General features: G+C 66.3%; 17 protein-coding genes, 2 rRNA genes and 1 riboswitch. Of the genes, 9 read left to right on the top strand and 10 right to left on the bottom strand.

All coding sequences use genetic code 11. The features are described from left to right. Positions 1 to 160: 160 nt before the first annotated feature. Positions 161 to 1,030, top strand: a complete 870-nt coding sequence (locus QZM15_RS26315; protein ID WP_302107554.1) for a DMT family transporter — start codon at positions 161 to 163, stop codon at positions 1,028 to 1,030. A gap of 190 nt (positions 1,031 to 1,220) precedes the next feature. After that, positions 1,221 to 2,072, top strand: coding sequence for an ammonia-dependent NAD(+) synthetase (gene nadE, locus QZM15_RS26320; RefSeq protein ID WP_059575561.1), 852 nt, complete (start codon positions 1,221 to 1,223; stop codon positions 2,070 to 2,072). A 75-nt stretch (positions 2,073 to 2,147) separates the two neighbouring features. Here the strand turns inward: nadE and QZM15_RS26325 are convergent, their stop codons facing one another. The 3 genes from QZM15_RS26325 to QZM15_RS26335 all read right to left on the bottom strand — a co-directional run bounded on the left by QZM15_RS26325 (position 2,148) and on the right by QZM15_RS26335 (position 6,407). After that, positions 2,148 to 3,824, bottom strand: coding sequence for a S10 family peptidase (locus QZM15_RS26325; protein WP_060315180.1), 1,677 nt, complete (start codon positions 3,822 to 3,824; stop codon positions 2,148 to 2,150). Positions 3,825 to 3,897: 73 nt separating this feature from the next. Next, positions 3,898 to 5,487 (bottom strand): protease pro-enzyme activation domain-containing protein, encoded by a 1,590-nt coding sequence (locus QZM15_RS26330; RefSeq protein WP_302107555.1) that lies wholly within the window; start codon positions 5,485 to 5,487, stop codon positions 3,898 to 3,900. A gap of 299 nt (positions 5,488 to 5,786) precedes the next feature. Next, positions 5,787 to 6,407, bottom strand: coding sequence for a LysE family translocator (locus QZM15_RS26335; RefSeq protein WP_059643529.1), 621 nt, complete (start codon positions 6,405 to 6,407; stop codon positions 5,787 to 5,789). A 135-nt stretch (positions 6,408 to 6,542) separates the two neighbouring features. Here QZM15_RS26335 and QZM15_RS26340 point away from each other — a divergent pair, with 135 nt between their 5' ends. Further along, positions 6,543 to 7,007 carry an Lrp/AsnC family transcriptional regulator gene (locus QZM15_RS26340; RefSeq protein ID WP_006488501.1) on the top strand — a complete coding sequence of 155 codons (465 nt, stop codon included), beginning with the start codon at positions 6,543 to 6,545 and terminating at the stop codon, positions 7,005 to 7,007. A 63-nt stretch (positions 7,008 to 7,070) separates the two neighbouring features. Here the strand turns inward: QZM15_RS26340 and QZM15_RS26345 are convergent, their stop codons facing one another. Beyond that, entirely contained in the window at positions 7,071 to 7,988 is a 918-nt protein-coding gene (locus QZM15_RS26345; RefSeq protein ID WP_302107556.1) for a LysR family transcriptional regulator, read from the bottom strand. A gap of 134 nt (positions 7,989 to 8,122) precedes the next feature. On the opposite strand from QZM15_RS26345, the gene speB reads away from it, so the two are divergent. Both speB and QZM15_RS26355 read left to right on the top strand, forming a co-directional pair. Further along, positions 8,123 to 9,079, top strand: a complete 957-nt coding sequence (speB, locus tag QZM15_RS26350; RefSeq protein ID WP_059575568.1) for an agmatinase — start codon at positions 8,123 to 8,125, stop codon at positions 9,077 to 9,079. A 54-nt stretch (positions 9,080 to 9,133) separates the two neighbouring features. Next, positions 9,134 to 10,459, top strand: a complete 1,326-nt coding sequence (locus tag QZM15_RS26355) for an MFS transporter (RefSeq protein WP_060315178.1) — start codon at positions 9,134 to 9,136, stop codon at positions 10,457 to 10,459. Between the two features lie 108 nt (positions 10,460 to 10,567). Here QZM15_RS26355 and metE read toward each other — a convergent pair whose 3' ends face one another. Beyond that, complete coding sequence (gene metE / locus QZM15_RS26360) at positions 10,568 to 12,862, bottom strand: 5-methyltetrahydropteroyltriglutamate--homocysteine S-methyltransferase (protein ID WP_302107557.1); 2,295 nt, start codon at positions 12,860 to 12,862, stop codon at positions 10,568 to 10,570. Positions 12,863 to 12,989: 127 nt separating this feature from the next. Between metE and QZM15_RS26365 the strand changes: the two genes are divergently transcribed. After that, positions 12,990 to 13,898: a LysR family transcriptional regulator gene (locus QZM15_RS26365; protein WP_302107558.1), complete on the top strand. Its 909-nt coding sequence runs from the start codon at positions 12,990 to 12,992 to the stop codon at positions 13,896 to 13,898. Positions 13,899 to 13,920: 22 nt separating this feature from the next. Here QZM15_RS26365 and QZM15_RS26370 read toward each other — a convergent pair whose 3' ends face one another. Beyond that, positions 13,921 to 14,643 carry a CbtA family protein gene (locus tag QZM15_RS26370; protein ID WP_302107559.1) on the bottom strand — a complete coding sequence of 241 codons (723 nt, stop codon included), beginning with the start codon at positions 14,641 to 14,643 and terminating at the stop codon, positions 13,921 to 13,923. A 13-nt stretch (positions 14,644 to 14,656) separates the two neighbouring features. Further along, positions 14,657 to 14,866 (bottom strand): CbtB-domain containing protein, encoded by a 210-nt coding sequence (locus tag QZM15_RS26375; protein ID WP_034175140.1) that lies wholly within the window; start codon positions 14,864 to 14,866, stop codon positions 14,657 to 14,659. A 32-nt stretch (positions 14,867 to 14,898) separates the two neighbouring features. After that, a riboswitch (cobalamin riboswitch) is annotated at positions 14,899 to 15,042 on the bottom strand. A gap of 46 nt (positions 15,043 to 15,088) precedes the next feature. Between QZM15_RS26375 and QZM15_RS26380 the strand changes: the two genes are divergently transcribed. The 3 genes from QZM15_RS26380 to QZM15_RS26390 all read left to right on the top strand — a co-directional run bounded on the left by QZM15_RS26380 (position 15,089) and on the right by QZM15_RS26390 (position 18,498). Further along, on the top strand, positions 15,089 to 15,676 hold the full coding sequence (locus QZM15_RS26380) for a histidine phosphatase family protein (protein WP_302107560.1): 588 nt from the start codon (positions 15,089 to 15,091) through the stop codon (positions 15,674 to 15,676). A gap of 164 nt (positions 15,677 to 15,840) precedes the next feature. After that, complete coding sequence (locus tag QZM15_RS26385; protein WP_302107561.1) at positions 15,841 to 17,433, top strand: inorganic phosphate transporter; 1,593 nt, start codon at positions 15,841 to 15,843, stop codon at positions 17,431 to 17,433. A gap of 303 nt (positions 17,434 to 17,736) precedes the next feature. Further along, positions 17,737 to 18,498: a 2OG-Fe(II) oxygenase gene (locus QZM15_RS26390; RefSeq protein ID WP_099317842.1), complete on the top strand. Its 762-nt coding sequence runs from the start codon at positions 17,737 to 17,739 to the stop codon at positions 18,496 to 18,498. 283 nt (positions 18,499 to 18,781) lie between these two features. On the opposite strand, the gene QZM15_RS26395 is transcribed toward QZM15_RS26390, so the two are convergent. The 3 genes from QZM15_RS26395 to QZM15_RS26405 form a co-directional block, all read right to left on the bottom strand. After that, complete coding sequence (locus tag QZM15_RS26395; protein ID WP_302107562.1) at positions 18,782 to 20,206, bottom strand: DHA2 family efflux MFS transporter permease subunit; 1,425 nt, start codon at positions 20,204 to 20,206, stop codon at positions 18,782 to 18,784. 562 nt (positions 20,207 to 20,768) lie between these two features. Continuing rightward, positions 20,769 to 20,881, bottom strand: a 5S ribosomal RNA gene (gene rrf, locus QZM15_RS26400). 155 nt (positions 20,882 to 21,036) lie between these two features. Beyond that, positions 21,037 to 21,275: ribosomal RNA gene (locus QZM15_RS26405) — 23S ribosomal RNA — on the bottom strand; the annotation flags it as partial.

Genomic DNA, 21,275 nt, shown 5'->3' on the forward strand with positions numbered 1-21,275 from the left:
GTACGCATCGCCTTCGCATCGCCCACCCGGCGCGCGATGATCGCCCGCACCGTCACGCACCGCGCGGCGTGAGTGCAGGATTCGACAAGACACCGGCACGGCTTCGCCCGATACTGGCCGACTTTCCGGTTCTGTCCGGCCGCGTCGCGGCCCGTCACGCATGCTCAACTCGATCGTCGCCGCCGTTTTCGTCGCGCTCTGGTCCACCGGCTTCATCGTGGCACGGGCGATCAAGCCCTACGCCGATCCGAACCTGTTCCTGCTGGCGCGCTTCGCGGGCACGGCCGCGCTGTTCGGCGTGGTGGCGCTCGTCGCACGCGCGCCGTGGCCGGCCCGCCGCGAATGGCCGCGCCACCTGATCGCCGGCGCGCTGCTGCAAGGCGTCTATCTCGGCGCGAGCTACTGGGCCGTCGCGCAAGGATTGAACGCGGGCGTGATGGCGCTGCTCGGCGCGCTGCAGCCGCTCGCCACCGCCGTGCTCGCGGTCCCGCTGTTCAACGAACGCCTGCCCGCGCGCGGCTGGCTCGGGATGGCGCTCGGGCTGGCCGGCGTCGGGCTCGTGCTCGCGCCGAAGGTCACGGGCGGCGTCGCGCCGCCGCCGGGCGCGGCGCCTGCGTGGCTCGTCGTCACCGTGTCGGTTCTCGCGGTCGGGGCGATCACCGCCGGCTCGCTGTACCAGAAAGGCAAGCTCGCGCAGAGCGACCTGCGCACGGCGGTCGCCGTGCAGAACTTCGGCGCGGCGGTCGTCGCGGCCGCCTTCGTCGTGCTGCTCCATGAAACCCGCTGGATCGGCGCGCCGGCGCTGTGGGTGTCGCTCGTATGGGGCGTCGTGTTCCTGTCCGGCGGCGCGGTCACGATGCTGATGTGGATGCTGCGGCGCGGCAACGCCGCTCGCGCGACGTCACTGCTGTTTCTCGCGCCGCCGCTGGCCGCGCTGCAGGGTTACGGGCTGTTCGGCGAAACGCTCGCGACGATCCAGCTCGCCGGCTTCGCGCTCGCGCTGGTGGGCGTCGTGCTCGCGCGGCGCTGACGCCCGCCGTCGCCCCGCCCGGAGGCCGTTCGCGCCGCATCCCGCACCTGCCTGGCGCACCGCGCACCATGGCGACGCGCCGCGTCTCGCCGAAGCAACGCGAAACCGCCGGAAACGCAGGCCCGGCGCGGCGGCGCGCCGCGATTGCGCTTATGATGGGCGCCTTGCAATTCGTTCCGGAATTTCCCTCATGACCTCCGCCGATTACGCCAGCCGCCAACGCGCGATCATTGCCGAACTGAACGTCGCCCCGCACTTCGACGCCGAAGCCGAAATCGCCCGGCGCGTCGATTTCCTCGCGCAGTACCTTCGTTCGACCGGCCTGCGGACCTACGTGCTCGGCATCAGCGGCGGCGTCGATTCGTCGACGGCCGGCCGCCTTGCGCAACTGGCGGTCGAGCGCCTGCGCGCCGACGGCTACGATGCACGCTTCATCGCGATGCGCCTGCCGAACGGCGTGCAGAACGACGAAGAGGACGCGCAGCGCGCGCTGGCGTTCGTGCGCGCGGACGAGGTGCTGACGGTCGACGTAAAGCCGGCCGCCGATGCGATGCTCCGTTCGCTGGTCGCATCCGGCCATGCGTTCGACACGCCCGCGCAGCAGGATTTCGTGCACGGCAACATCAAGGCGCGCGAGCGCATGATCGCGCAGTACGCGGTAGCCGGCGCGCGGCGCGGCATCGTGATCGGCACGGATCACGCGGCCGAATCGCTGATGGGTTTCTTCACGAAGTTCGGCGACGGCGGCGCGGACATCCTGCCGCTCGCGGGCCTGAGCAAGCGTCGCGTGCGCGCGGTCGCGCGCGCGCTCGGCGGCGACGAGCTGATCGTGATGAAGGTGCCGACGGCCGACCTCGAGGAGCTGCGCCCGCTGCGCCCCGACGAGCACGCGTATGGCGTGACCTACGACGAGATCGACGATTTCCTCGAAGGCAAGCCGGTTGCCGATCGCGTGTATGAAACGGTGCTGCGCTTCTACGACGGCTCGCGCCACAAGCGCGCACTGCCGTACACGATGTTCGACTGGCCGGCCACCGCATAAGCCGGCCGCCGCGCCACCGACATACCGCCGCGCGCACCGTCGCGGCTGCGCGCGGCCGACCGGCGACGGGCCACGCTACGCGCGCCCGCCCGTCTTCTTCGCCTGCAGCGCACGAATGCGCATCCGCGCGCCCGTATCGCTGACCGTCGCGTCGTACATCGTCGCGAGATCGCGCTTGAGCGCGGTGCGCGACCCGGCGTCGAGGTACACCATGTGCCCCGACGGATAGAACCGCGCGGACAGGTTCTGCCGCACCTTCTGGTCCTCCAGCGGCATCTGCTGCAGATCGATCACGGTCTGGTAGAACGGCGTGACGAAATCGTAGAAGCCGTTCGCCGACAGCACCTTCAGGTCCACGTTCAGCGCCATCACCGCGGCGAGGTCGCCGGCCGTGTAGAGAATCACGTTGCCCTGTGCATCGATGCCCTGCTGCGCGCCGGTCGGGTCGATGTGGCTGAAATCCCAGTTCTTGAAAGCCTGGTCGTTCAGGTCCGTGAACGCCGAGTTCGACGTGAACTTCAACTGCTCGTTCAGGTAGCTGTTCCACATCGCCGTATAGACGCCCGTCACGGCTGTCATCGTCGGATCGTTGCCGCCCGAATTCGGGTCGATCTTGCCGGCGATGCCCGACGAGATCCCGGTCACGCGGCCGTCGTACGAACCGAGCGCGAGCCCCTGCGCATGCAGCAGCGTCGTCAGGAACAGCGAATTGCCGCGCGTGTCGTAGCCCGCGATGTCGAGCCCCCACGATTGCAGCGTCGCCGTGTCGATGCCCGTGTATTCCGACAGTTTCCGCACGGTGGCCGGGTCCGCATGCGGCGCCGCGCGCAGCGCGCTCAGGTAGTCGGTGCGCGCGAACTGCGCGACTTCCTCGACGAACGCGCCGAGATCGCTCGGCGCCGGCTTGATGCCGAGCTTCTTGTGATACCACGCGTCGGCCGCGGCGGTCGGCAGCGTGCCGACCGGGTTGCCGGCCTGCCGGTAATCGAGGATCGACGATTGCAGCGTGACGCCGTTCAGGTCCACGCCGTCCTCGTGCAGCTTGTACGCGAGCACGCAGCTGCGCGCGGTGCCGTACGATTCGCCGAACAGGTATTTCGGCGAATTCCAGCGGTTGTTCTTCGTCAGGTAGCGCTTGATGAACTGCTTGAGCGAATCCGCATCCTGGTCGACGCCCCAGAAGTCGCGATTCTTGTTCGGCGCGACGGCCGCCGAATAGCCGGTGCCGACCGGATTGATGAACACCAGGTCGCTGTGGTCGATCATGCTGTCCGGGTTGTCTTCGATCTGGTACGGCGCGGGCGGCGTGAACCCCGGCATCGACGTCTTGATGCGCTTCGGCGCGAACGAGCCGAGCAGCACGAACACCGACGACGAGCCGGGCCCGCCGTTATAGAAGAACGTCACGGGCCGCGTTTCTTCCTTCGCGCCGTCCGCCGTGAACGCGACGTAGAAGATTTTCGCGGCCGGCTGCGAACTGCTGGGATCGACGGTCACGAGGTGGCCGACCGTCGCCGTGTACGCGATGCGCCTGCCGTCGATCAGGATCGTGTGGTGCGTGATCGCGGCCGCTTCGGTCGTGTCGGTCACCGAGTCGTCGGGGCCGTTGCCGTACGCGACCGGATCGAAGAACGGCTGGTCGCGGCCGCGGCTCAGCGCGACCGGGTTGATGGTCGGCGGCACGCCGTGCGAATTGTGGTCGCCGTGATGCAGCGGATACACGCCGCCGGAAGATGCGGAATCGATGCCCATCGTGCTGCTCCTGGAGGTGAAAAAAGACGCGGGAAGATCACCCGCGTCGAAAGTAAAGGCAGGTACCGGCGCGTCAGCTCGACGGCTTGCGCGCAAGGAGCGCCGCCAGTTTCGCACCGTCGGGGCTGCCGAGCCCCGTGCACGCGTCCCAGCCGGCCGCGGCCGCATAGGTGCCGTTCGAGCCTTTCGTGATGTCGCGCAACGCGTCCGGATGCTTGTACAGCACCGGATTGATCCAGCCGGCCGATGCGCCGGCCGCCGCATTGATCCGCGCAATCAGCGCGGCCCACAGCGGTGCGACCGCGCTCGTGCCGCCCATCACCGCGGGCGTGCCGGCGACCGACACTTCGTAGCCCGTCTGCGGCGACGCATCGCCGGCCACGTCCGGCACACCGCGCTTGGCGAGCGGCGTGGCGGTGCCGTCGGCGCGTGCGACCTTCAGCCCCTGCTGCCACGCCGGCAGGTCGAACAGCGAACTGACGCCGCCGCCGCCCGCGCCGCCGCCCGACGCCTCGTCGTTCCACGTGACCTCGCTGCGGATGCCCTGCCCGGGCAGCGCATCGAGCTGCGTGCCGCCGCAGCCGAGCACGTACGGGCTCGACGCCGGGAAATCGACGTGATCGGCGCCATCCTGCAGCCCGTCGCCCGAGCCGCTGTCGCCCGACGCCGCGCATACGGTGATGCCCTGCGCGGCGGCCGCCTGCAGCACGCGGTTGAACGCGTGTGCCGACTGCGCCTGCCAGATCGCTTCCGGGCCGCCCCAGCTGATCGAGATCACGGAAGGCCGGTGGGTCTTGTCGGTGACGGCCGCGTTGACGGCCTGGATGAAGCCCGCGTCGCTGTTCGGCGCGAAGTAGACGGCGATCTTCGCGGCCGGTGCGATCGCGCCGGCGATCTCGATATCGAGCGCGACTTCGCCGTCCGGCCCGTTCGGATCGCCGGTCGGCGCATTGCGGCCGGTGCCGACGTTCACGTCGACGAGCGTCGGCGGTGTCGTGATCCCGAGCCCGCGGAAATACTGCTGGATGTCCGCCGCGCGATAGCCGCCGCCGAGTTCGATGATCGCGATGCATTGCCCGGCGCCGTCGCCGGCCGGAAAGTCGTACAGCGACGCAAGCTGGATCGGCGTGAACGTGACGGCCGCCCCGCCGCGCGCAGGCTTGAACGGCGGACGGAAGCGAAAATGCGGCCGCGCCTGCGGGCGGCTGTCGAGGCCGAGCACGGCGGTTACCGCGTCGCCGAGCTCGTCGGGCAGCGCGATCGGGCCCGAGCGGCCGCGATACTGACCGATCGACCGATGCTCGAAACGCTCGAGCTTCACGCTGAACGCGGCTTCGAACTGCGCGATCGTGCCGGACACCACGACGACGCTTTCGACCGGGTCGACGCGATCGACCGTCAGTTGATGACGATGCGCGAATTCCTCGGTCTTGCGGATGTCGTCGGGATTGGCGGAGAAACGCTGCGCGAATGCGTCGCGCGACACCGGTTTTGCGCGGGCGTCGCCGGTGGCGAGCTGGTGGACCAATGCATCGAGTTGCCCTTCTTCCTGCCGCCGCAACATGATCGTGACGTGGATGCGTTCTGCCGGATCGCACTGGCCGAGACACTTGGACTCGGCGACGATGCGGGGTTCACGGTCGGCTTGAAGATGCCTTGCCATGTTCAGACCCTCCTTGGTACCGCGTTGCACGGAACAGCCAGGAAATCGGACATAGCCTGCGGACGACGGTTCCGTTCGGTCAGTCGATTCGCGACGGCGCGTTTGCGACGGCGCGTTCGCGACGGCGCGTTCGCGATCACGCGAAGTCAGAGGAAGTTTAGAACAGTCAGACGATTTGCGCGCACGCCCTTCTGCGGCAAGCGTTTGCGCGAAGGCCGGCATCGCGCGGCCTGAATCGACTCGTGCATGGCCCGCCCGCGCGGCCGATCGCCCCGCCGGCGGCCATGTCGGCGCAACGCTCAGTCCATCGACAAACGCAGCGCGAAACCGATCAACGCCGCGGAGAAGGTCCAGCGCTGCACCGTCTGCGCGAGCGGATGCGCACGCATCCACGCCGCGATGCGCGACGCGCCGAACACGCACGCGAGGTCGAAGCACACGCCGGCCGCCACCAGCAGCGCACCGAGTTCGAACATCTGCCAGACGACCGGCCCGACCTCGGGCCGCACGAACTGCGGCAGCAGCACCGAGCAGAACAACAGCGCCTTCGGGTTCAACAGATTGGTCAGCAATCCCTTCACGAACGACTGCCGCAGTTCGCCCGCCGCCGCGTCGCCGTCGCCGAGCGCGAACACGGGCGAGCGGAACACCTGGATCGCGACATACGCGAGATAGAGCGCGCCGCCGTAGCGGATCACCTCGTACAGCCACGGCGCGCCGCGGATCAGCGCCGCGACGCCGCATGCCGACAGCGTCACGTGCACGGTGCGGGCGAGCGACAGGCCGGCGGCCGCCGCCATCCCCGGCCGCACGCCGCGGCCGATGCTGGTTTGCAGCACGAGCGCCATGTCCGGCCCCGGCACCGCATAAATGGCCGCCAGCGCGGCGAGATAAATCAACAGCAAATGCGTGGAAATCATGGTCTGCCCCTCGTCCTTCAATGACGATATGTTGCCGCCGAAGGCAGAGGGATTATTGGCCATTTGCGGCTCAGGAATGGCGAGTCGTAGCGGAATCCGCCACAATATCGCCGTCACGACAAGGATTACGCCAACATGATCGACCTCGACAAAACCGACCGCGCGATCCTCGCCGCGGTGCAGCGCGACGGCCGCCTGCCGATCGCGCGGCTCGCCGAATCCGTCGGCCTATCCGAGACGCCTTGCGCGCGGCGCCTCAAACGTCTGGAAAACGACGGCTACATCGAGCGCTACCGCGCGCAACTGTCGCGCCAGGCGCTCGGTTTCGGCGTGGTCGCGTTCGTGCTCGTGCGGTTCGCGACGCACGACCGCAAGGTCGCCGACCGGTTCGAACGGGAAGTGCTCGGCATCGAGCGGATCCTGGCCTGCCACAACGTCGCGGGCACCGCCGACTACCTGTTGCAGGTGGTCGCGCGCGATCTCGACGATTACGGCACGTTCCTGCGCGATTCGCTGCGGATGCTGCCGGGCGTGACGTCGATCGAATCGGCGCTGTCGCTGCGCGAGGTGAAGCACGATGCGGGGTTGCCGGTGCCGTGATGCATGGCTGGCCGGCAAGCCGCCCGCGCGCAACGCGCGTTCACCGGGTCGGCCGCGCCGGCGTCACACCACGTCGGGCGCCTGATGCGCGCGCTCGAGATCCTCGAGAAACGCTTCGACCAACGGATCGCCGCGTCCGTCGCGCGCCACGACCATGTGGAACGTGACCTCGTAGTGCAGTTGCTCCGGATTGAGCGGCGCGAGCAGGCCTTGCGCGACATAGGGCGCCGCGAAGTGCTGCGGCAGGTAGCCGAGGTGATGGCCTGACAGGATCAGCAGCGCGACGGCCTCCATGTTGTCGGCGGTCGCGGTCACGCGATCGGGCGTCGTCGACATCTGCGCTTCCGGCAGCGGATACGAGCGCCACGCCCACTCGAAGCCGGCGACGTCGGCCGGCGTCAGCGTGCCGGCGCCGTCGAACAGCGGATGGCCGCGGCCGCAGTACGCGACCTGCCGCTCGATGAACAGCGGCGTGTAGTGCAGCGTCGGCACGCGATGCCAGAAATAGCCGACCGCGATCTGGATCTCGTTGCTCAGCAGCTTTTCCTCGAGATCGCCGGGCGCGCGCACCGAAATCGAGAAGCGCACGGCCTCGTCGCGCGTGCGGAACGCGGCGATGGCTTCGGCGATCCGCGCGTTCTGGCTCACCGGCGTATGGCCGATCAGGCCGATGTTCAGCGTGCCGACCAGTTGGCGATCCATGTGCCGCGCGGCCATCCCGAATTCGTCGAGCGCCGCGAGCAGCTTGCGGCTCATCGCGTGGAACCGTTCGCCCTTCGGCGTGAGCCGGAAGCCGCTGCGGCCGCGCTCGCACAGCCGGTAGCCGAGCCGCGTCTCGAGCGACGACAGCTGCGCGCTGATCGTCGACTGGCCGACGTTCAGTATCGCCTGCGCGGCCGACACGCCGCCCGCGTCCGTGACCGCGAGAAACACGCGGATCAACCGCAGATCGAGGGTCGACAGATTCCCCAGCACGTTCATCCCCTTCCATACATCGATGAAGATCGATGTTTACGTCGATATCTTCGCATTCTTCTTTGCCGCCGGAGCGCGTAAAACTGTGCGCCAGGCCGTGTCGCATGATACGGCAACCCCACACCGGAAGAGACGAACCCATGAACGACCACACCCATTTCCAGCCGCTCGGCGGCAATGAAATGCCGCGCTCCGGCGGCATCGCGACGATGATGCGCCTGCCGCACGTGGCGAGCGCCGAAGGCCTCGACGCATGTTTCGTCGGCGTGCCGTTCGATCTCGGTACGTCGAACCGCACCGGCGCGCGCTTCGGCCCGCGCCAGATCCGCACCGAATCCGTGCTGCTGCGCCCGTACAACATGGCCACGCGCGCGGCGCCCTTCGATTCGCTGCAGATCGCCGACATCGGCGACGTCGCGATCAACCCGTACAACCTGCACGATTCGATCGCCCGCATCGAGGCCGCGTACGACGCGATTCTCGAGCACGACTGCAAGCCGATCACACTCGGCGGCGATCATACGATCGCGCTGCCGATCCTGCGCGCGATCCACCGCAAGCACGGCAAGGTTGCATTGATCCACGTCGATGCACACGCCGACGTGAACGATACGATGATGGGCGAAAAGATCGCGCACGGCACGCCATTCCGCCGCGCGGTCGAGGAAGGGTTGCTGCACGGCGACAAGGTCACGCAGATCGGCCTGCGCGGCACCGGCTACGCGGCCGAGGATTTCGACTGGTGCCGGGAGCAGGGCTTCCGCGTCGTCCAGGCCGAGGAATGCTGGAACAAATCGCTCGCGCCGCTGATGGAAGAAGTGCGCGCGCGCATCGGCGACACGCCCGTCTACATCACGTTCGACATCGACGGCATCGACCCGGCCTACGCACCGGGCACCGGCACGCCGGAAATCGCGGGCCTCACGGTGCCGCAAGCGCTCGAGATCATCCGCGGCGCGAAGGGGCTGAACATCGTCGGCTGCGATCTCGTCGAAGTCGCGCCGCCGTACGACCCGTTCGGCACCACGGCGCTGCTCGGCGCGAACCTCGCGTACGAGCTGCTGTGCGTGCTGCCGGGCGTCGCCTACCGCGACTGATCCCGGCGCCGCCACTATTCCAAATCAGAGGATTCCAGAGGAGCACACACCAAGATGGGGACTTCCGTCAAGCAACCGAAGCGTGCGGCGCTCGCTTCGTTCGTCGGCACCACGATCGAGTGGTACGACTTCTATAGTTATGCGACCGCCGCCGCCATCGTGTTCGGGCCGCTGTTCTTTCCCGGCGAAAACCGCTTCATCAGCCTGCTCGCATCGTTCGGCTCGTTCGCGGTCGGTTTCTTCGCGCGGCCGCTCGGCGGCGTGATGTTCGGCTATCTGGGCGACCGCTTCGGCCGCAAGCGCTCGCTGCTCGCGACGCTGATGCTGATGGCCGTGTCGACGGTCGCGATCGGCCTGCTGCCCACCCATGCGCAAGCCGGCGTGATCGCACCGATCCTGCTCGTGCTGATGCGCGTGCTGCAAGGCATCGCGGTCGGCGGCGAATGGGGCGGCGCGGTGCTGCTCGCCGGCGAGCATGCACCCGAGGGCAAGCGCACGTTCTTCGCGTCGTTCGCGCAGTTGGGCAGCGCGAGCGGCCTGATCCTGTCGATGCTCGCGTTCGGCGCGATCAGCACGCTGTCGAAGGACGACATGATGAGCTGGGGCTGGCGCGTGCCGTTCCTCGCGAGTTCCGTGCTGCTGATCGTCGGCTTCGTGATCCGCGCGAGCGTGTCGGAATCGCCCGAGTTCGAGGAAGTCAGGAAGAGCGGCAACATCGCGCAAAAACCGCTGCGCGAAGCGCTCAAGGTCTGGCCGCTGCTGCTGCTCGCGATCGGCGCGAACGTTTACGGGATCGCCGGCGTGTATTTCAGCAACATCTTCATGATCAGCTATGCGACGCAATTCCTGTCGCTCGACCGGTCGATGGTGCTGCATTGCATGACGATCGTCGCGGTGCTGCAGTTCGTCGTGCAGCTCGCGGCCGCGTTCCTCGCGCAGCGCTTCGGCACCACGCGCGTGCTGCTGATTACCGGCGCCTGGGCGATGATCGTCCCGTTCGTGATGCTGCCGCTCGTGCACCTGGGCACGCCGGTGTCGATCACGATCGGCGTCGGTCTCGCGACGCTCGCGGAATCGGGCTACTACTCGGTCGTCGCGGGCTTCGTCAGCGGCATCTTCGTCGCGCGGATCCGCTATACGGCGATCTCGATCGCGTACCAGGTGTGCGGCGCGCTCGCCGGCGGCCTCACGCCGCTGGTCGCGACCATCATCGCGCAGCACGCCGCGCCGCAATGGTGGCCGCTCGCGCTCCAGTACACGAGTGCGGCCGTGCTGTCGTCGCTCTGCGTGTGGCTGATCTCGCGCCGCGTCCGCATCGACGATGCGGGTGCGCCCGGCAAGACGAACGACGCGCTGCCGCGCGGCACGCGCACCGCGTAGCGCTCGACGCGTGGTGCACATCCATGCATGACAAAAAACGACCCGCTGCCGCGGGTCGTTTTTTCGTCCGATCGTCGATCGCGACGGTACCGCACCGCGTTCGCTGCGTCACTGCACCTGATTGCGCAGCGTCTTCGCGGCGGCGACCATGTTCGTCAGCGCCGGAATCACTTCCGCCCACTGCCGCGTCTTCAGCCCGCAATCCGGGTTCACCCACAGACGTTCCGCCGGAATCCGTTCGGCCGCCTTCTTCATCAACCCGACGATGTGATCCTGCGTCGGAATGTTCGGCGAATGGATGTCGTACACGCCCGGCCCGATTTCATTCGGATACTTGAACGTGTCGAACGCGTCGAGCAGCTCCATGTCCGAACGCGACGTCTCGATCGTGATCACGTCGGCATCCATGTCGGCGATCGACGCGATGATGTCGTTGAATTCCGAATAGCACATGTGCGTGTGGATCTGCGTATCGTCCTGCACCCCGTTCGCGGCGATGCGGAACGACTCGACGGCCCACTTCAGGTATTCGCTCCATTGCGCGCGGCGCAACGGCAGACCTTCGCGCAGCGCCGCTTCGTCGATCTGGATCACGCGCACGCCCGCCTTCTCGAGATCGAGCACTTCGTCGCGGATCGCCAGCGCAAGCTGGTAGCACGATACCGAGCGCGGCTGGTCGTCACGCACGAACGACCAGTTCAGGATCGTCACCGGGCCGGTCAGCATGCCCTTCATCGGCTTGTCCGTCAGTGACTGCGCATAGGCGATCCACTCGACCGTCATCGCCTTCGGGCGGCTGATGTCGCCGAACAGGATCGGCGGCTTCACGCAGCGCGAACCGTACGACTGCACCCAGCCGAACTGGCTGAACGCGTAGCCGTCGAGTTGCTCCCCGAAGTATTCGACCATGTCGTTGCGCTCGGCTTCGCCATGCACGAGCACGTCGAGTTCGAGCGACTCCTGTTCGCGCACGCTGCGTTCGATCTCGGCCTGCATCGCCGTGCGATAGCCGGCTTCGTCCAGCGCGCCGGCCTTGAACCGGCTGCGCGCCTGGCGGATCTCGGCGGTCTGCGGGAACGAACCGATCGTCGTCGTCGGAAACGCCGGCAGGTTCAGTCGCGCCGACTGCTTCGACGCACGCTGCGTATAGGGGCTCGCACGGTTGCCGAGCTGCGCGTCGATGCGCGCGATCGCGGCCTTCACCGCCGGGTTGTTCACGCGCGGCGAGCGGCGGCGCGAGTCGATCGCGGCGGCATTCGCGGCGAGCGCGTCGGCCACCTTGTCGCGGCCTTCGTTCAGCGCGGTCGCGAGCACCTTCAGCTCGTCGAGTTTCTGCAGCGCGAACGCGAGCCACGAGCGGATTTCCGCGTCGAGCTTCTCCTCGCTCGCGAGATCGACCGGCACATGCAGCAGCGAGCACGACGGCGCGAGCCACAGCCGGTCGCCCAGTTGCTTCGCGAGCGGTTCGAGCCAGTCGAGCGTCGCGTTCAGGTCGGTCTTCCAGATGTTGCGGCCATTGATCGCGCCCACCGACAGCACGCGGTCGGCCGGCAGTTCACGCACCAGCGCGTCGACTTCGTCGCGTGCGTTGATCGCGTCGATATGCAGGCCGTCGACCGGCAGCGACGCCGCGAGCGTCAGGTTGTCCTGAAGCTGGCCGAAGTACGTGGCGAGCAGCAGCTTGATGCGGCGCGTTTCCAGCGCCGCATACGCGGTGCGCAATGCCTGGCGCCATTCGGCATCGAGCTCGGTCACGAGAATCGGCTCGTCGATCTGCACCCATTCGACGCCCTGCGCGGTCAGCGTGTCGAGCAGCGCGCCGTACACCGGCAGCAGCTTCGGCAGCAACGCGAGGCGATCGGAATCGTCCTTCGACTTGCCGAGCCACAGGTACGTGACGGGGCCGAGAATCACCGGTTTCGCGCGCACGCCCTGCGCGTTCGCTTCGGCCAGTTGCTGCAGCAGACGCGACGGATCGAGCGAGAAATTCGTATCCGCGTGGAACTCCGGCACGATGTAGTGGTAGTTCGTGTCGAACCACTTCGTCATTTCGCCGGCCGCGACACCGCCGCAGCACGCCGCATGTTCTTCCGCCGACTGCGCCGAACGGCCGCGCGCGACGCGGAAATAGTTGTCGAGCGCATCGCCGTGGAAGTCCTGCACGCGCTTCGGCAGGTTGCCGAGCGTGAAGCTCATGTCGAGCACCTGGTCGTAGAACGCGAAGTCGCCGATCGGTGCGAGATCGAGATCGCGCTGGTCGTGCCAGTGGCGCCGCCGCAACTCGGCGCCGAGCGCCTTCAGTTCGTCGCGCGACGATTCGCCCTTCCAGTAGCGTTCGAGACCGAACTTGAGTTCGCGCTTCGCGCCGATGCGCGGAAAACCGAGGTTGTGTGTCGTGACCATGAAGCTGCCATCCAGAGAAAAATGAAGATCCGGCAGCCATCATAGGGATTTCAAACCATGAAATAAAATGGCATTATTTCATTCATCCATTAACATTCTTCATGTATTCGTGGAATGAGCGCCATCCATGCTGGAACGATTCCATCTCGTCGTCATTCGTGAAGTCGAGCGCCAGGGCTCGCTGACCGCGGCGGCCAATGCACTGCACCTCACGCAGTCGGCGCTCAGCCATACCGTCAGGAAAATCGAGCAGCAGCTCGGCACACCGATCTGGGACCGGGAAGGCCGCGGCCTGCGGCTCACGCAGGCCGGGCAGTATCTGCTGAAGCTGGCGAACCGGCTGCTGCCGCAGTTCGAGCTCGCCGAGGAACGGATGAGGCAGTACGCGAAAGGCGAGCGCGGCACGCTGCGCATCGGGATGGAGTGCCACCCGTGCTACCAGTGGCTGCTGAAGGTCGTGTCACCGTACCTGTCGCGCTGGCCCGACGTCGACGTGGACGTGAAGCAGCGCTTCCAGTTCGGCGGCATCGGCGCGCTATTCGGTTACGACATCGACGTGCTGGTGACGCCCGATCCGCTGAACAAGCCGGGGCTGCGTTTCGATCCCGTGTTCGACTACGAACAGGTGCTCGTGGTCGCGGATTCGCACCGGTTCGCGCATGCCGACTACGTGACGCCCGCGCAGCTGGCCGACGAGATCCTGATCACGTACCCGGTCGAAACCGATCGGCTCGACATCTACAACCAGTTCCTGACGCCGGCCGGCATCGTGCCGAGGCGGCACAAGTCGATCGAGACGACCGACATCATGTTGCAGATGGTCGCGAGCGGGCGCGGCGTGGCCGCGCTGCCGCGGTGGCTCGCGGACGAGTACGCGGACCGGATGCCGGTCGTGCCGGTCAAGCTCGGCAAGAAGGGCATCGCGAAGCAGATCTTCCTCGGCATCCGTGAAGCGGATGCATCGATTGACTATCTGGCGGCGTTCGTCGCGCTGGCGCGCGAATCGACGTGGAGCGCGCCGCGCATGCTGCGCTAGGTGCGCCCGGTTGCCCCGCGCGTCAGGCGGCGCGCATTCCCGCGCGCTCGCCGCGCTCGACCCATGCACCGAACAGCAGGCCGATCGTCGTCCACATGATCACCTGCATGCCGATGGCCGCCACGCGGAATTTCCACAGCAAGGCCGCCGGGAAATCGGCCGGCAACTCGCTGACCGACGGCAGCCCGATCTGCACGGCCGCGATGATCGCGACGAACACGAGCCCGGCGACGATCGATGCGTTCCACTGCCCGAGCTTTGCCAGCAAATGGCGGCGCACGCTGACCGAGAACACCATCGTCGCGACCGAGATCGCGATCATCAGGAAAAACAGGCCCGTGCGATAGCCGATCGTGTCGGGGTCGCCGACCGACGGCGGATTGGCCGGGTACTTGAGGTTCGGCACGATCACGAGCGCGACGAACGCCCCCAGCGCGAGCCACGCGGCAAGCGGGCGCGCCGGCAGGCGGCTGCCGCGCCCGTACGCATACGCGAAGACCAGCGAGAACAGCCCGCCGAATGCCGCGCCGTAGGTCACGACGCCCGTCAGCAGCCCGAGGCCGGCCTGCGTATGGCGGCTGACCAGCTCGGGCTCCGGCGCCTCGCCTTGGGCGGCGGTGGTTTTTTCCTCGAAGGCGATTGCCTGATCGACTTGCGGTTCGCCGACGATTTTCGCGAAACCGAACGTGAGGAGGCCCGCGGCGATGCCGGCGAGCATCCCGCGCATGAGCAGCTTTCCGACCATCTTTTACTCCGCGTCAGTGGCAGGGAAAGCCGAGCAGATGGCGGCCGTCGTGGACGAATTCGTGTACGACCATGCCCGGCACGAGCGACGTCGCGCCCTGTTCCGCACCGACGAAATAGAGTGCGAGCAGCAGGATCAGGCCGACGAACACGGCCCACGGCAACAGCTCACGGACGGGGATGGGTGCCGGCACGACCGCCGGCTTCAGCACTGCTTCGCTCATGGATGCACCTCAGGGGAATCGCGCCCCGACAAATGATGGATGGGTACGAAGGCAGGTCTGGCTTCCGGGATCATCGATTTTCCGGTTACAGTGGCGCGACCGCGCCGGAATTGCACCGGCTTCCGCGCTTCGTATCGGGCGAATTGTACGCGCGAACGTTCGCGTATTGAAGCGATGCCACATGGGCAAGCACATCCCGTTCCGGATCATCCGACAACCGACATGACCCTGCCTGCCTCGCTGCGCCTGATCGCGCACGCATCGACCCGCGCCATGCGCACCGGCACGTTTCCCGACGCCGATCCGCTCGACGCACTCGGGCTCGCCGAAGCCGCTGCGTTGCGCGGCCGATGGATGGGCGTTGCCGGCTCGCTCGTGCTGTGCAGCCCGGCACGCTGCGCAAGGCAGACGGCCGACGCACTCGGGCTGCACGCCGATATCGACGATGCGCTGCGCGACCTCGACTACGGCAACTGGCGTGGCAAGCGGCTGCACGATCTCGCGCGCGACCTGCCCGACGAACTTGCAGCATGGATCGGCTCGCCGTCCGCGTCGCCGCATCGCGGCGAATCGTTCGACGCCGCCGCGCATCGGGTCGGCACATGGCTGGCCGCATTGCCGCGCGATCGCGATGTCGTCGCGATCACGCATGCACCGATCGTCCGCGCGGCCATCGCGCACGTGCTGCGGATGGATCGCGAGGCGGCCGCCCGCCTCGACGTCGCGCCGCTGTCGTGCACGACGTTCGTCGCGTCGCCCGGCGGCTGGACGTTGGCCGCGACAGACGACGTGCACGACACGGGTGCGTAGGCCACTGTCTCGTTCACGATGTGGGTAGACGATGCGCCCCGACGCGTCACATGCCGCCGCTTGCCTTACATCCCGTAAGACGCACCGTTCGTCGTCCCGACTGTCATCAAACTGACTGCTAGCCGCAGCTAGGATCGGACGCGGTTCCCTCACGAGATGCCGTCATGAATCAACCCGCTTCGTCCTCCCCGCACCATCCCGGCTCCGTCGCACGCAACAGGCAGATCGGTTATGCCGCATTTCTGCTGGTGCTCGTGCTCGGCGCCGTCTATATCGCCACGCACTTGCTCGCCGATCTGGCGCCGGTCCGCGAAGGGACGCTGTTCCCGTATCTGCTGCTCGGCGCCGCGCTGCTGATCGCGCTCGGCTTCGAATTCGTCAACGGCTTCCACGACACCGCGAATGCGGTCGCCACCGTGATCTATACGCACTCGCTGACGCCGAACGTCGCAGTGATCTGGTCGGGCATGTGGAACTTCCTCGGTGTGATGGTCTCGAGCGGTGCCGTCGCCTTCGGCATCCTGCAGTTGCTGCCGGTCGAACTGATCCTGCAGGTCGGCAGCGGCGCGGGCTTCGCGATGGTGTTCGCACTGCTGATCGCCGCGATCGTCTGGAACCTCGCGACCTGGTATTTCGGATTGCCGTCTTCGAGCTCGCATACGCTGATCGGCTCGATCATCGGCGTGGGGCTGATGAACCAGCTGATGCACGGGCCGTCCGGCACGAGCGGCGTCGACTGGGGCCAGGCACTCGGCGTCGGCAAGTCGCTGCTGCTCTCGCCGATCGTCGGTTTCCTGTGTGCATCGCTGCTGCTACTCGCGCTGAAGGCCGTCGTGCGGATTCCCGAGCTGTACAAGGAACCGCCGAAGGATCAGCCGCCGCCGTTCTGGATTCGCTGCCTGCTGATCCTCACCTGCACCGGCGTGTCGTTCGCACACGGGTCGAACGACGGGCAAAAAGGAATGGGCCTCATCATGCTGATCCTGATCGGCACGGTGCCCACCGCGTATGCGCTGAACAAGGCCGTCACGCCCGCCGAATCGCAGACCTTCGTGGCCGTCGCGAACCAGGCGGCCGCGACGTTCGGGAAGTACACGAACGGCGTCGCGCCGTCCGCGAACCCGCGCGCCGATGTCGAACACTACGTGCAGCATCGTGAACTGACGCCCGCCGTGCTGCCGGCCGTCGCGCAGTTATCCACGTCGCTCGCGACCGCCGTCGGCGCGTCGGGCTCGATGGCGGCCGTGCCGCAGCGCGACGTCGACAACGTGCGCAACACGATGTATCTCGTCTCCGAAGCCATTCGCCTGATCGAGAAGTCGGGCCAGCCCGCGTTCGCGGCCAACGACAAGCTCGCGATCAACAACTATCGCACGCAGCTCGACCACGCGACCAAATTCATTCCGACGTGGGTAAAGGTCGCCGTCGCGATCGCGCTGGGTCTCGGCACGATGGTCGGCTGGAAGCGGATCGTCGTGACCGTCGGCGAAAAAATCGGCAAGCAGCATCTGACGTACGGACAGGGCGCATCGGCCGAACTCGTCGCGATGCTGACGATCGGCGCCGCCGACGTGTACGGGTTGCCCGTATCGACGACTCACGTGCTGTCGTCGGGTGTCGCGGGCACGATGGCGGCGAACGGCTCCGGCTTGCAATGGAGCACGGTGCGCAGCCTCGTCCTCGCATGGGTGCTGACGCTGCCGGCGTCGATCGCGCTGGCGGCCGGGCTTTACTGGTTGTTCCGGTCGCTGGCCTGATCGCGGACGCGGCGGGTGGCGGGCGATCGCCGGCTATCCGCCGCGGCAGGTGGGATATGGCGCTTCTCCGCTTCTCCGCTTCTCCGCTTCTCCGCTTCTCCGCTTCTCCGCTTCTCCGCTTCTCCGCTTCTCCGCTCCGGCACGTCGCAACATTCAGTGTGTCGATGCCGCGCCTTCAATGCTTCCTGGCCCGAATTAAAGCGCAAGATCTGGAGCGTATCGGCATGTGGACGCCGCTAGACTGGGTTCATCGACTTTCATCGTGAATCCGACCGTGCGCGACCGCACGACGCCGCACTGCCGATGCCCCGAGGTACGCCCGTGAACATTGCCGATCTGCAACCCGCCGTCGACTCGCAGGACATCGCGCAACGCGTCGACACCCTCGACTGGTCGAGCGTCGATGCCGAGCTCGATCGCTACGGATGCGCGCGCGTGCCGGGCCTGATGTCGGCACGCGAGTGCGATGCACTCGCGTCGCTCTATCCGCGCGATGCGCTCTATCGTTCACGCGTCGTGATGGCGCGGCACGGCTTTGGCCGCGGCGAGTACAAGTATTTCGCATATCCGCTGCCCGCGGTCATCGCCGAGCTGCGCGCGACGATCTACCCGCATCTCGCGCCGATCGCGAATCGCTGGAACCAGGCGCTCGGATGCGACGTCCGTTATCCGAAAGACCATGCGACGTTCCTAGACCGCTGCCACGCAGCGGGACAGACGCGACCGACACCGCTGATCCTGCAATACGGTGCCGACGACTACAACTGCCTCCATCAGGACCTGTATGGCGAGCACGTGTTTCCGCTGCAGGTCGCGATCCTGCTGTCGGCGCCGGGCCGCGATTTCAGTGGCGGGGAATTCGTGCTGACGGAACAGCGACCACGCATGCAGTCGCGTGCGGAAGTGGTGCCGCTGACACAAGGCGACGCGGTGATCTTCGCGGTACACGGCCGGCCCGTGCAGGGAACCCGCGGCGTCTATCGCGTCAACCTGCGGCACGGCGTCAGCCGGATTCGAAGCGGCCACCGCCATACGGTCGGCATCATCTTCCATGACGCGCAGTAGGGAGGTAGTGGATAGCGGGCATTGGGCATCGGGACGGACGGCTGCTGTCTCGTCCCGCCCCTGTCGCGCATCGCATGCATGGTCGCCGCGGCACCGCACGCTATCGTTCCGAGAGCGTTCCGACAAAGCACGATCGACCAGAAGGCCGCGTGCCCGCAATGACTGAATACCGATTGCGCCGACCGTCAAGCGATCCACGCAGAAACGAATCGGCCCTTCGGGGTGAGTGCTGCAAAACATCCGCGCTCACCTGTCGCCCCGCCAATACGATTGCCAGTCCGGCCTATCCTCGCGCCATGTTGGCCCGCAGCCGGTCGCCGGCATCGGAGGCAAGCCGTGCATAGCCCGGCAACGTCAGCAGCGCGAGCACGCCCGCTGCGACGAACGCCCAGCGGAAATCGTCGAGCACGTAGTGCATGCCGGCCGCGTCGCCGCGCCCCCATGCCGCGAGCCGCAGCGACAATGCACCGAACGCGATCCCCATCCCGATCGTCATCTGCTGCGCGGCGCTCCACAGCGTGCTGGCCGCGCTCGTTTGCTGAGGCGGGATATCCGCATAGGCCAGCGTCGCGAGCGTCGTGAACTGCATCGAACGCGTGAGCCCGTAGACGAATACGACGAACAGCGTGATCGCCAACGGCGTCGACGCAGTCAGCCAGCCGCATGCGATCGTGAAAATGCCGACGATCGTGACGTCGACGAGCGCAACGCGCCGGAAGCCGTAACGATCAAGGATCCACGACGTGCCCGCCTTCATCCCGAGATTGCCGAGCGCGCTCGCGAGCAGCAGCAGGCCGGACTGAAACGGCGATAGCCCGAAGCCGATCTGGAACAACAGCGGCAGCAGGTACGGGACGGCGTTGATCGCCATCCGCGTGATCGAGCCGGTGATCACGGTCACCGAGAACGTCGGCACCTTCAGCGTCGTGAAATCGAGCAGCGGATGCGCGCAGCGTCGCGCATGCTGCCAAGCGGCAATGCCGAACAGCACGCTCGCGCCCACCAGGACACCCGCGCGCGTGAAATCGACATCCTGCTGGCCGGCCGCTTCGGTGCCGATCAACAGGCAGGTCAATGCGCCGCCGGCCAGCACGAAGCCGACCCAGTCGAGCGGCCGTTGCTCGTCGGCCCGCGTATTCCGGACCATCAGCCACGTACAAACGAGCGCGGCAAGGCCGAACGGGACGTTCAACAGGAAGATCCATCTCCACGATGCATAGGTCGTGATGAAGCCGCCGATCGGCGGCCCGACGACGGGCGCGACGATCCCCGGCCACGTGATCGTCGCGATCGCGCGCATCAGCCTCGCCTTCTCGGTACTGCGCACGACGATCATCCGCCCGACGGGCACCATCATCGCCCCGCCGACACCCTGGAGCAGCCGGGCAGCCGTAAACGACATCACCCCTTCGGACAGCCCGCACAGCACCGACGCACCGGTAAAGACGACGATCGCACTCGCAAAGACGGTGCGTGAACCATAGCGATCCGCGATCCAGCCGCTGATCGGGATGAATACCGCCAGCGCCAGCATGTAGGCCGTCATCCCGAGGCTCAGTGCGTTCGGTCCGACGCCGAAGGAGCGGGCCATTTGCGGCAGCGCGGTCGCGATCACCGTCGTGTCGAGGTACTCCATGAAGAAGGTCGCGGCGACGAGATACGGCAAGAAGTCGGTCGTCCGACCACCTTGAGCGGGGCTGTCAGTCATGAACGATGCGGAAGACGGAATGCAAAAAGCGCCGACCGCCGGCGGATGCAGGCAAGCACCGGGGAATCGGGACGAGCGATGATATTACCCCGAAGGGCTTGCTTCCCGCTCTGCCGGGCATGTCGCGCGAATGAACTTTATGCGCATAGATTTCTATGATGATTTCGTGCTGCGATCGCCGAGCAGTGCGCATGACGCAGCGCCTCGAAGGAGAGGCAGATGCAGGGATTTTCGTCAGTAGGCAGTATTCATCGATCATTGTCGATCAACATCGCTCATCATCAGCCATCGCAACATCGTCGGCGAATGTGCAATATTGGCCAGATCGATCCTGAAGACGGATGGTACGGTTAGCGGAAGGAGGTGCTGGGAGTTTCAGGACGGTACAACGGCCACTACCCGAGAATAACGGAGCGCAGGATTGACCGGTCTGCACTGCTATTCATTACGTCGCAGCGGGACTCGGCGTAGGTAGCCTCGGTAATGCTTCGCCGCCGGCCTTTTCGGGATGCCGAAATGCAAAAACCCCCGCCTTGTTGGGCGGGGGTTCTTGGCTTAGGGAGCCTGACGATTACCTACTTTCACACGGGAATCCGCACTATCATCGGCGTAGAGTCGTTTCACGGTCCTGTTCGGGATGGGAAGGGGTGGGACCGACTCGCTATGGTCATCAGGCAAAGAGGGTTGTTCTGCTGGCGTGGCCAACAGAACCAATCTGGGAAGAAGCAGTAATTTTGAGTTGTGTGTATCACACACGAGAATCCAACTTGTCGCTTTGGATCGCGGCCAGTGCTTACACACGGCGCAGATCTATAAGGCAGACTTGTTATAGGATCAAGCCTTACGGGCAATTAGTATCAGTTAGCTGAACGCATTACTGCGCTTACACACCTGACCTATCAACGTCCTGGTCTCGAACGACCCTTCAAGGGGATCTAGTCCCCAGGGATATCTCATCTTAAGGCGAGTTTCCCGCTTAGATGCTTTCAGCGGTTATCTCTTCCGAACATAGCTACCCGGCGATGCCACTGGCGTGACAACCGGTACACCAGAGGTTCGTCCACTCCGG

This window comes from Burkholderia sp. AU44665, assembly GCF_030504405.1.
Lineage (GTDB): Bacteria > Pseudomonadota > Gammaproteobacteria > Burkholderiales > Burkholderiaceae > Burkholderia > Burkholderia semiarida.

Excerpts from the sequence above, each read along its gene's own strand:
- nadE (WP_059575561.1), top strand. The coding sequence starts at position 1,221 with ATGACCTCCGCCGATTACGCCAGCCGCCAACGCGCGATCATTGCCGAA.
- QZM15_RS26375 (WP_034175140.1), bottom strand. The coding sequence starts at position 14,866 with ATGAGCGAAGCAGTGCTGAAGCCGGCGGTCGTGCCGGCACCCATCCCC.
- speB (WP_059575568.1), top strand. The coding sequence starts at position 8,123 with ATGAACGACCACACCCATTTCCAGCCGCTCGGCGGCAATGAAATGCCG.
- QZM15_RS26340 (WP_006488501.1), top strand. The coding sequence starts at position 6,543 with ATGATCGACCTCGACAAAACCGACCGCGCGATCCTCGCCGCGGTGCAG.
- QZM15_RS26325 (WP_060315180.1), bottom strand. The coding sequence starts at position 3,824 with ATGGGCATCGATTCCGCATCTTCCGGCGGCGTGTATCCGCTGCATCAC.
- metE (WP_302107557.1), bottom strand. The coding sequence starts at position 12,862 with ATGGTCACGACACACAACCTCGGTTTTCCGCGCATCGGCGCGAAGCGC.
- QZM15_RS26365 (WP_302107558.1), top strand. The coding sequence starts at position 12,990 with ATGCTGGAACGATTCCATCTCGTCGTCATTCGTGAAGTCGAGCGCCAG.
- QZM15_RS26330 (WP_302107555.1), bottom strand. The coding sequence starts at position 5,487 with ATGGCAAGGCATCTTCAAGCCGACCGTGAACCCCGCATCGTCGCCGAG.
- QZM15_RS26395 (WP_302107562.1), bottom strand. The coding sequence starts at position 20,206 with ATGACTGACAGCCCCGCTCAAGGTGGTCGGACGACCGACTTCTTGCCG.
- QZM15_RS26315 (WP_302107554.1), top strand. The coding sequence starts at position 161 with ATGCTCAACTCGATCGTCGCCGCCGTTTTCGTCGCGCTCTGGTCCACC.
- QZM15_RS26385 (WP_302107561.1), top strand. The coding sequence starts at position 15,841 with ATGAATCAACCCGCTTCGTCCTCCCCGCACCATCCCGGCTCCGTCGCA.
- QZM15_RS26370 (WP_302107559.1), bottom strand. The coding sequence starts at position 14,643 with ATGGTCGGAAAGCTGCTCATGCGCGGGATGCTCGCCGGCATCGCCGCG.
- QZM15_RS26335 (WP_059643529.1), bottom strand. The coding sequence starts at position 6,407 with ATGATTTCCACGCATTTGCTGTTGATTTATCTCGCCGCGCTGGCGGCC.
- QZM15_RS26380 (WP_302107560.1), top strand. The coding sequence starts at position 15,089 with ATGACCCTGCCTGCCTCGCTGCGCCTGATCGCGCACGCATCGACCCGC.
- QZM15_RS26355 (WP_060315178.1), top strand. The coding sequence starts at position 9,134 with ATGGGGACTTCCGTCAAGCAACCGAAGCGTGCGGCGCTCGCTTCGTTC.
- QZM15_RS26345 (WP_302107556.1), bottom strand. The coding sequence starts at position 7,988 with ATGAACGTGCTGGGGAATCTGTCGACCCTCGATCTGCGGTTGATCCGC.
- QZM15_RS26390 (WP_099317842.1), top strand. The coding sequence starts at position 17,737 with ATGCCCCGAGGTACGCCCGTGAACATTGCCGATCTGCAACCCGCCGTC.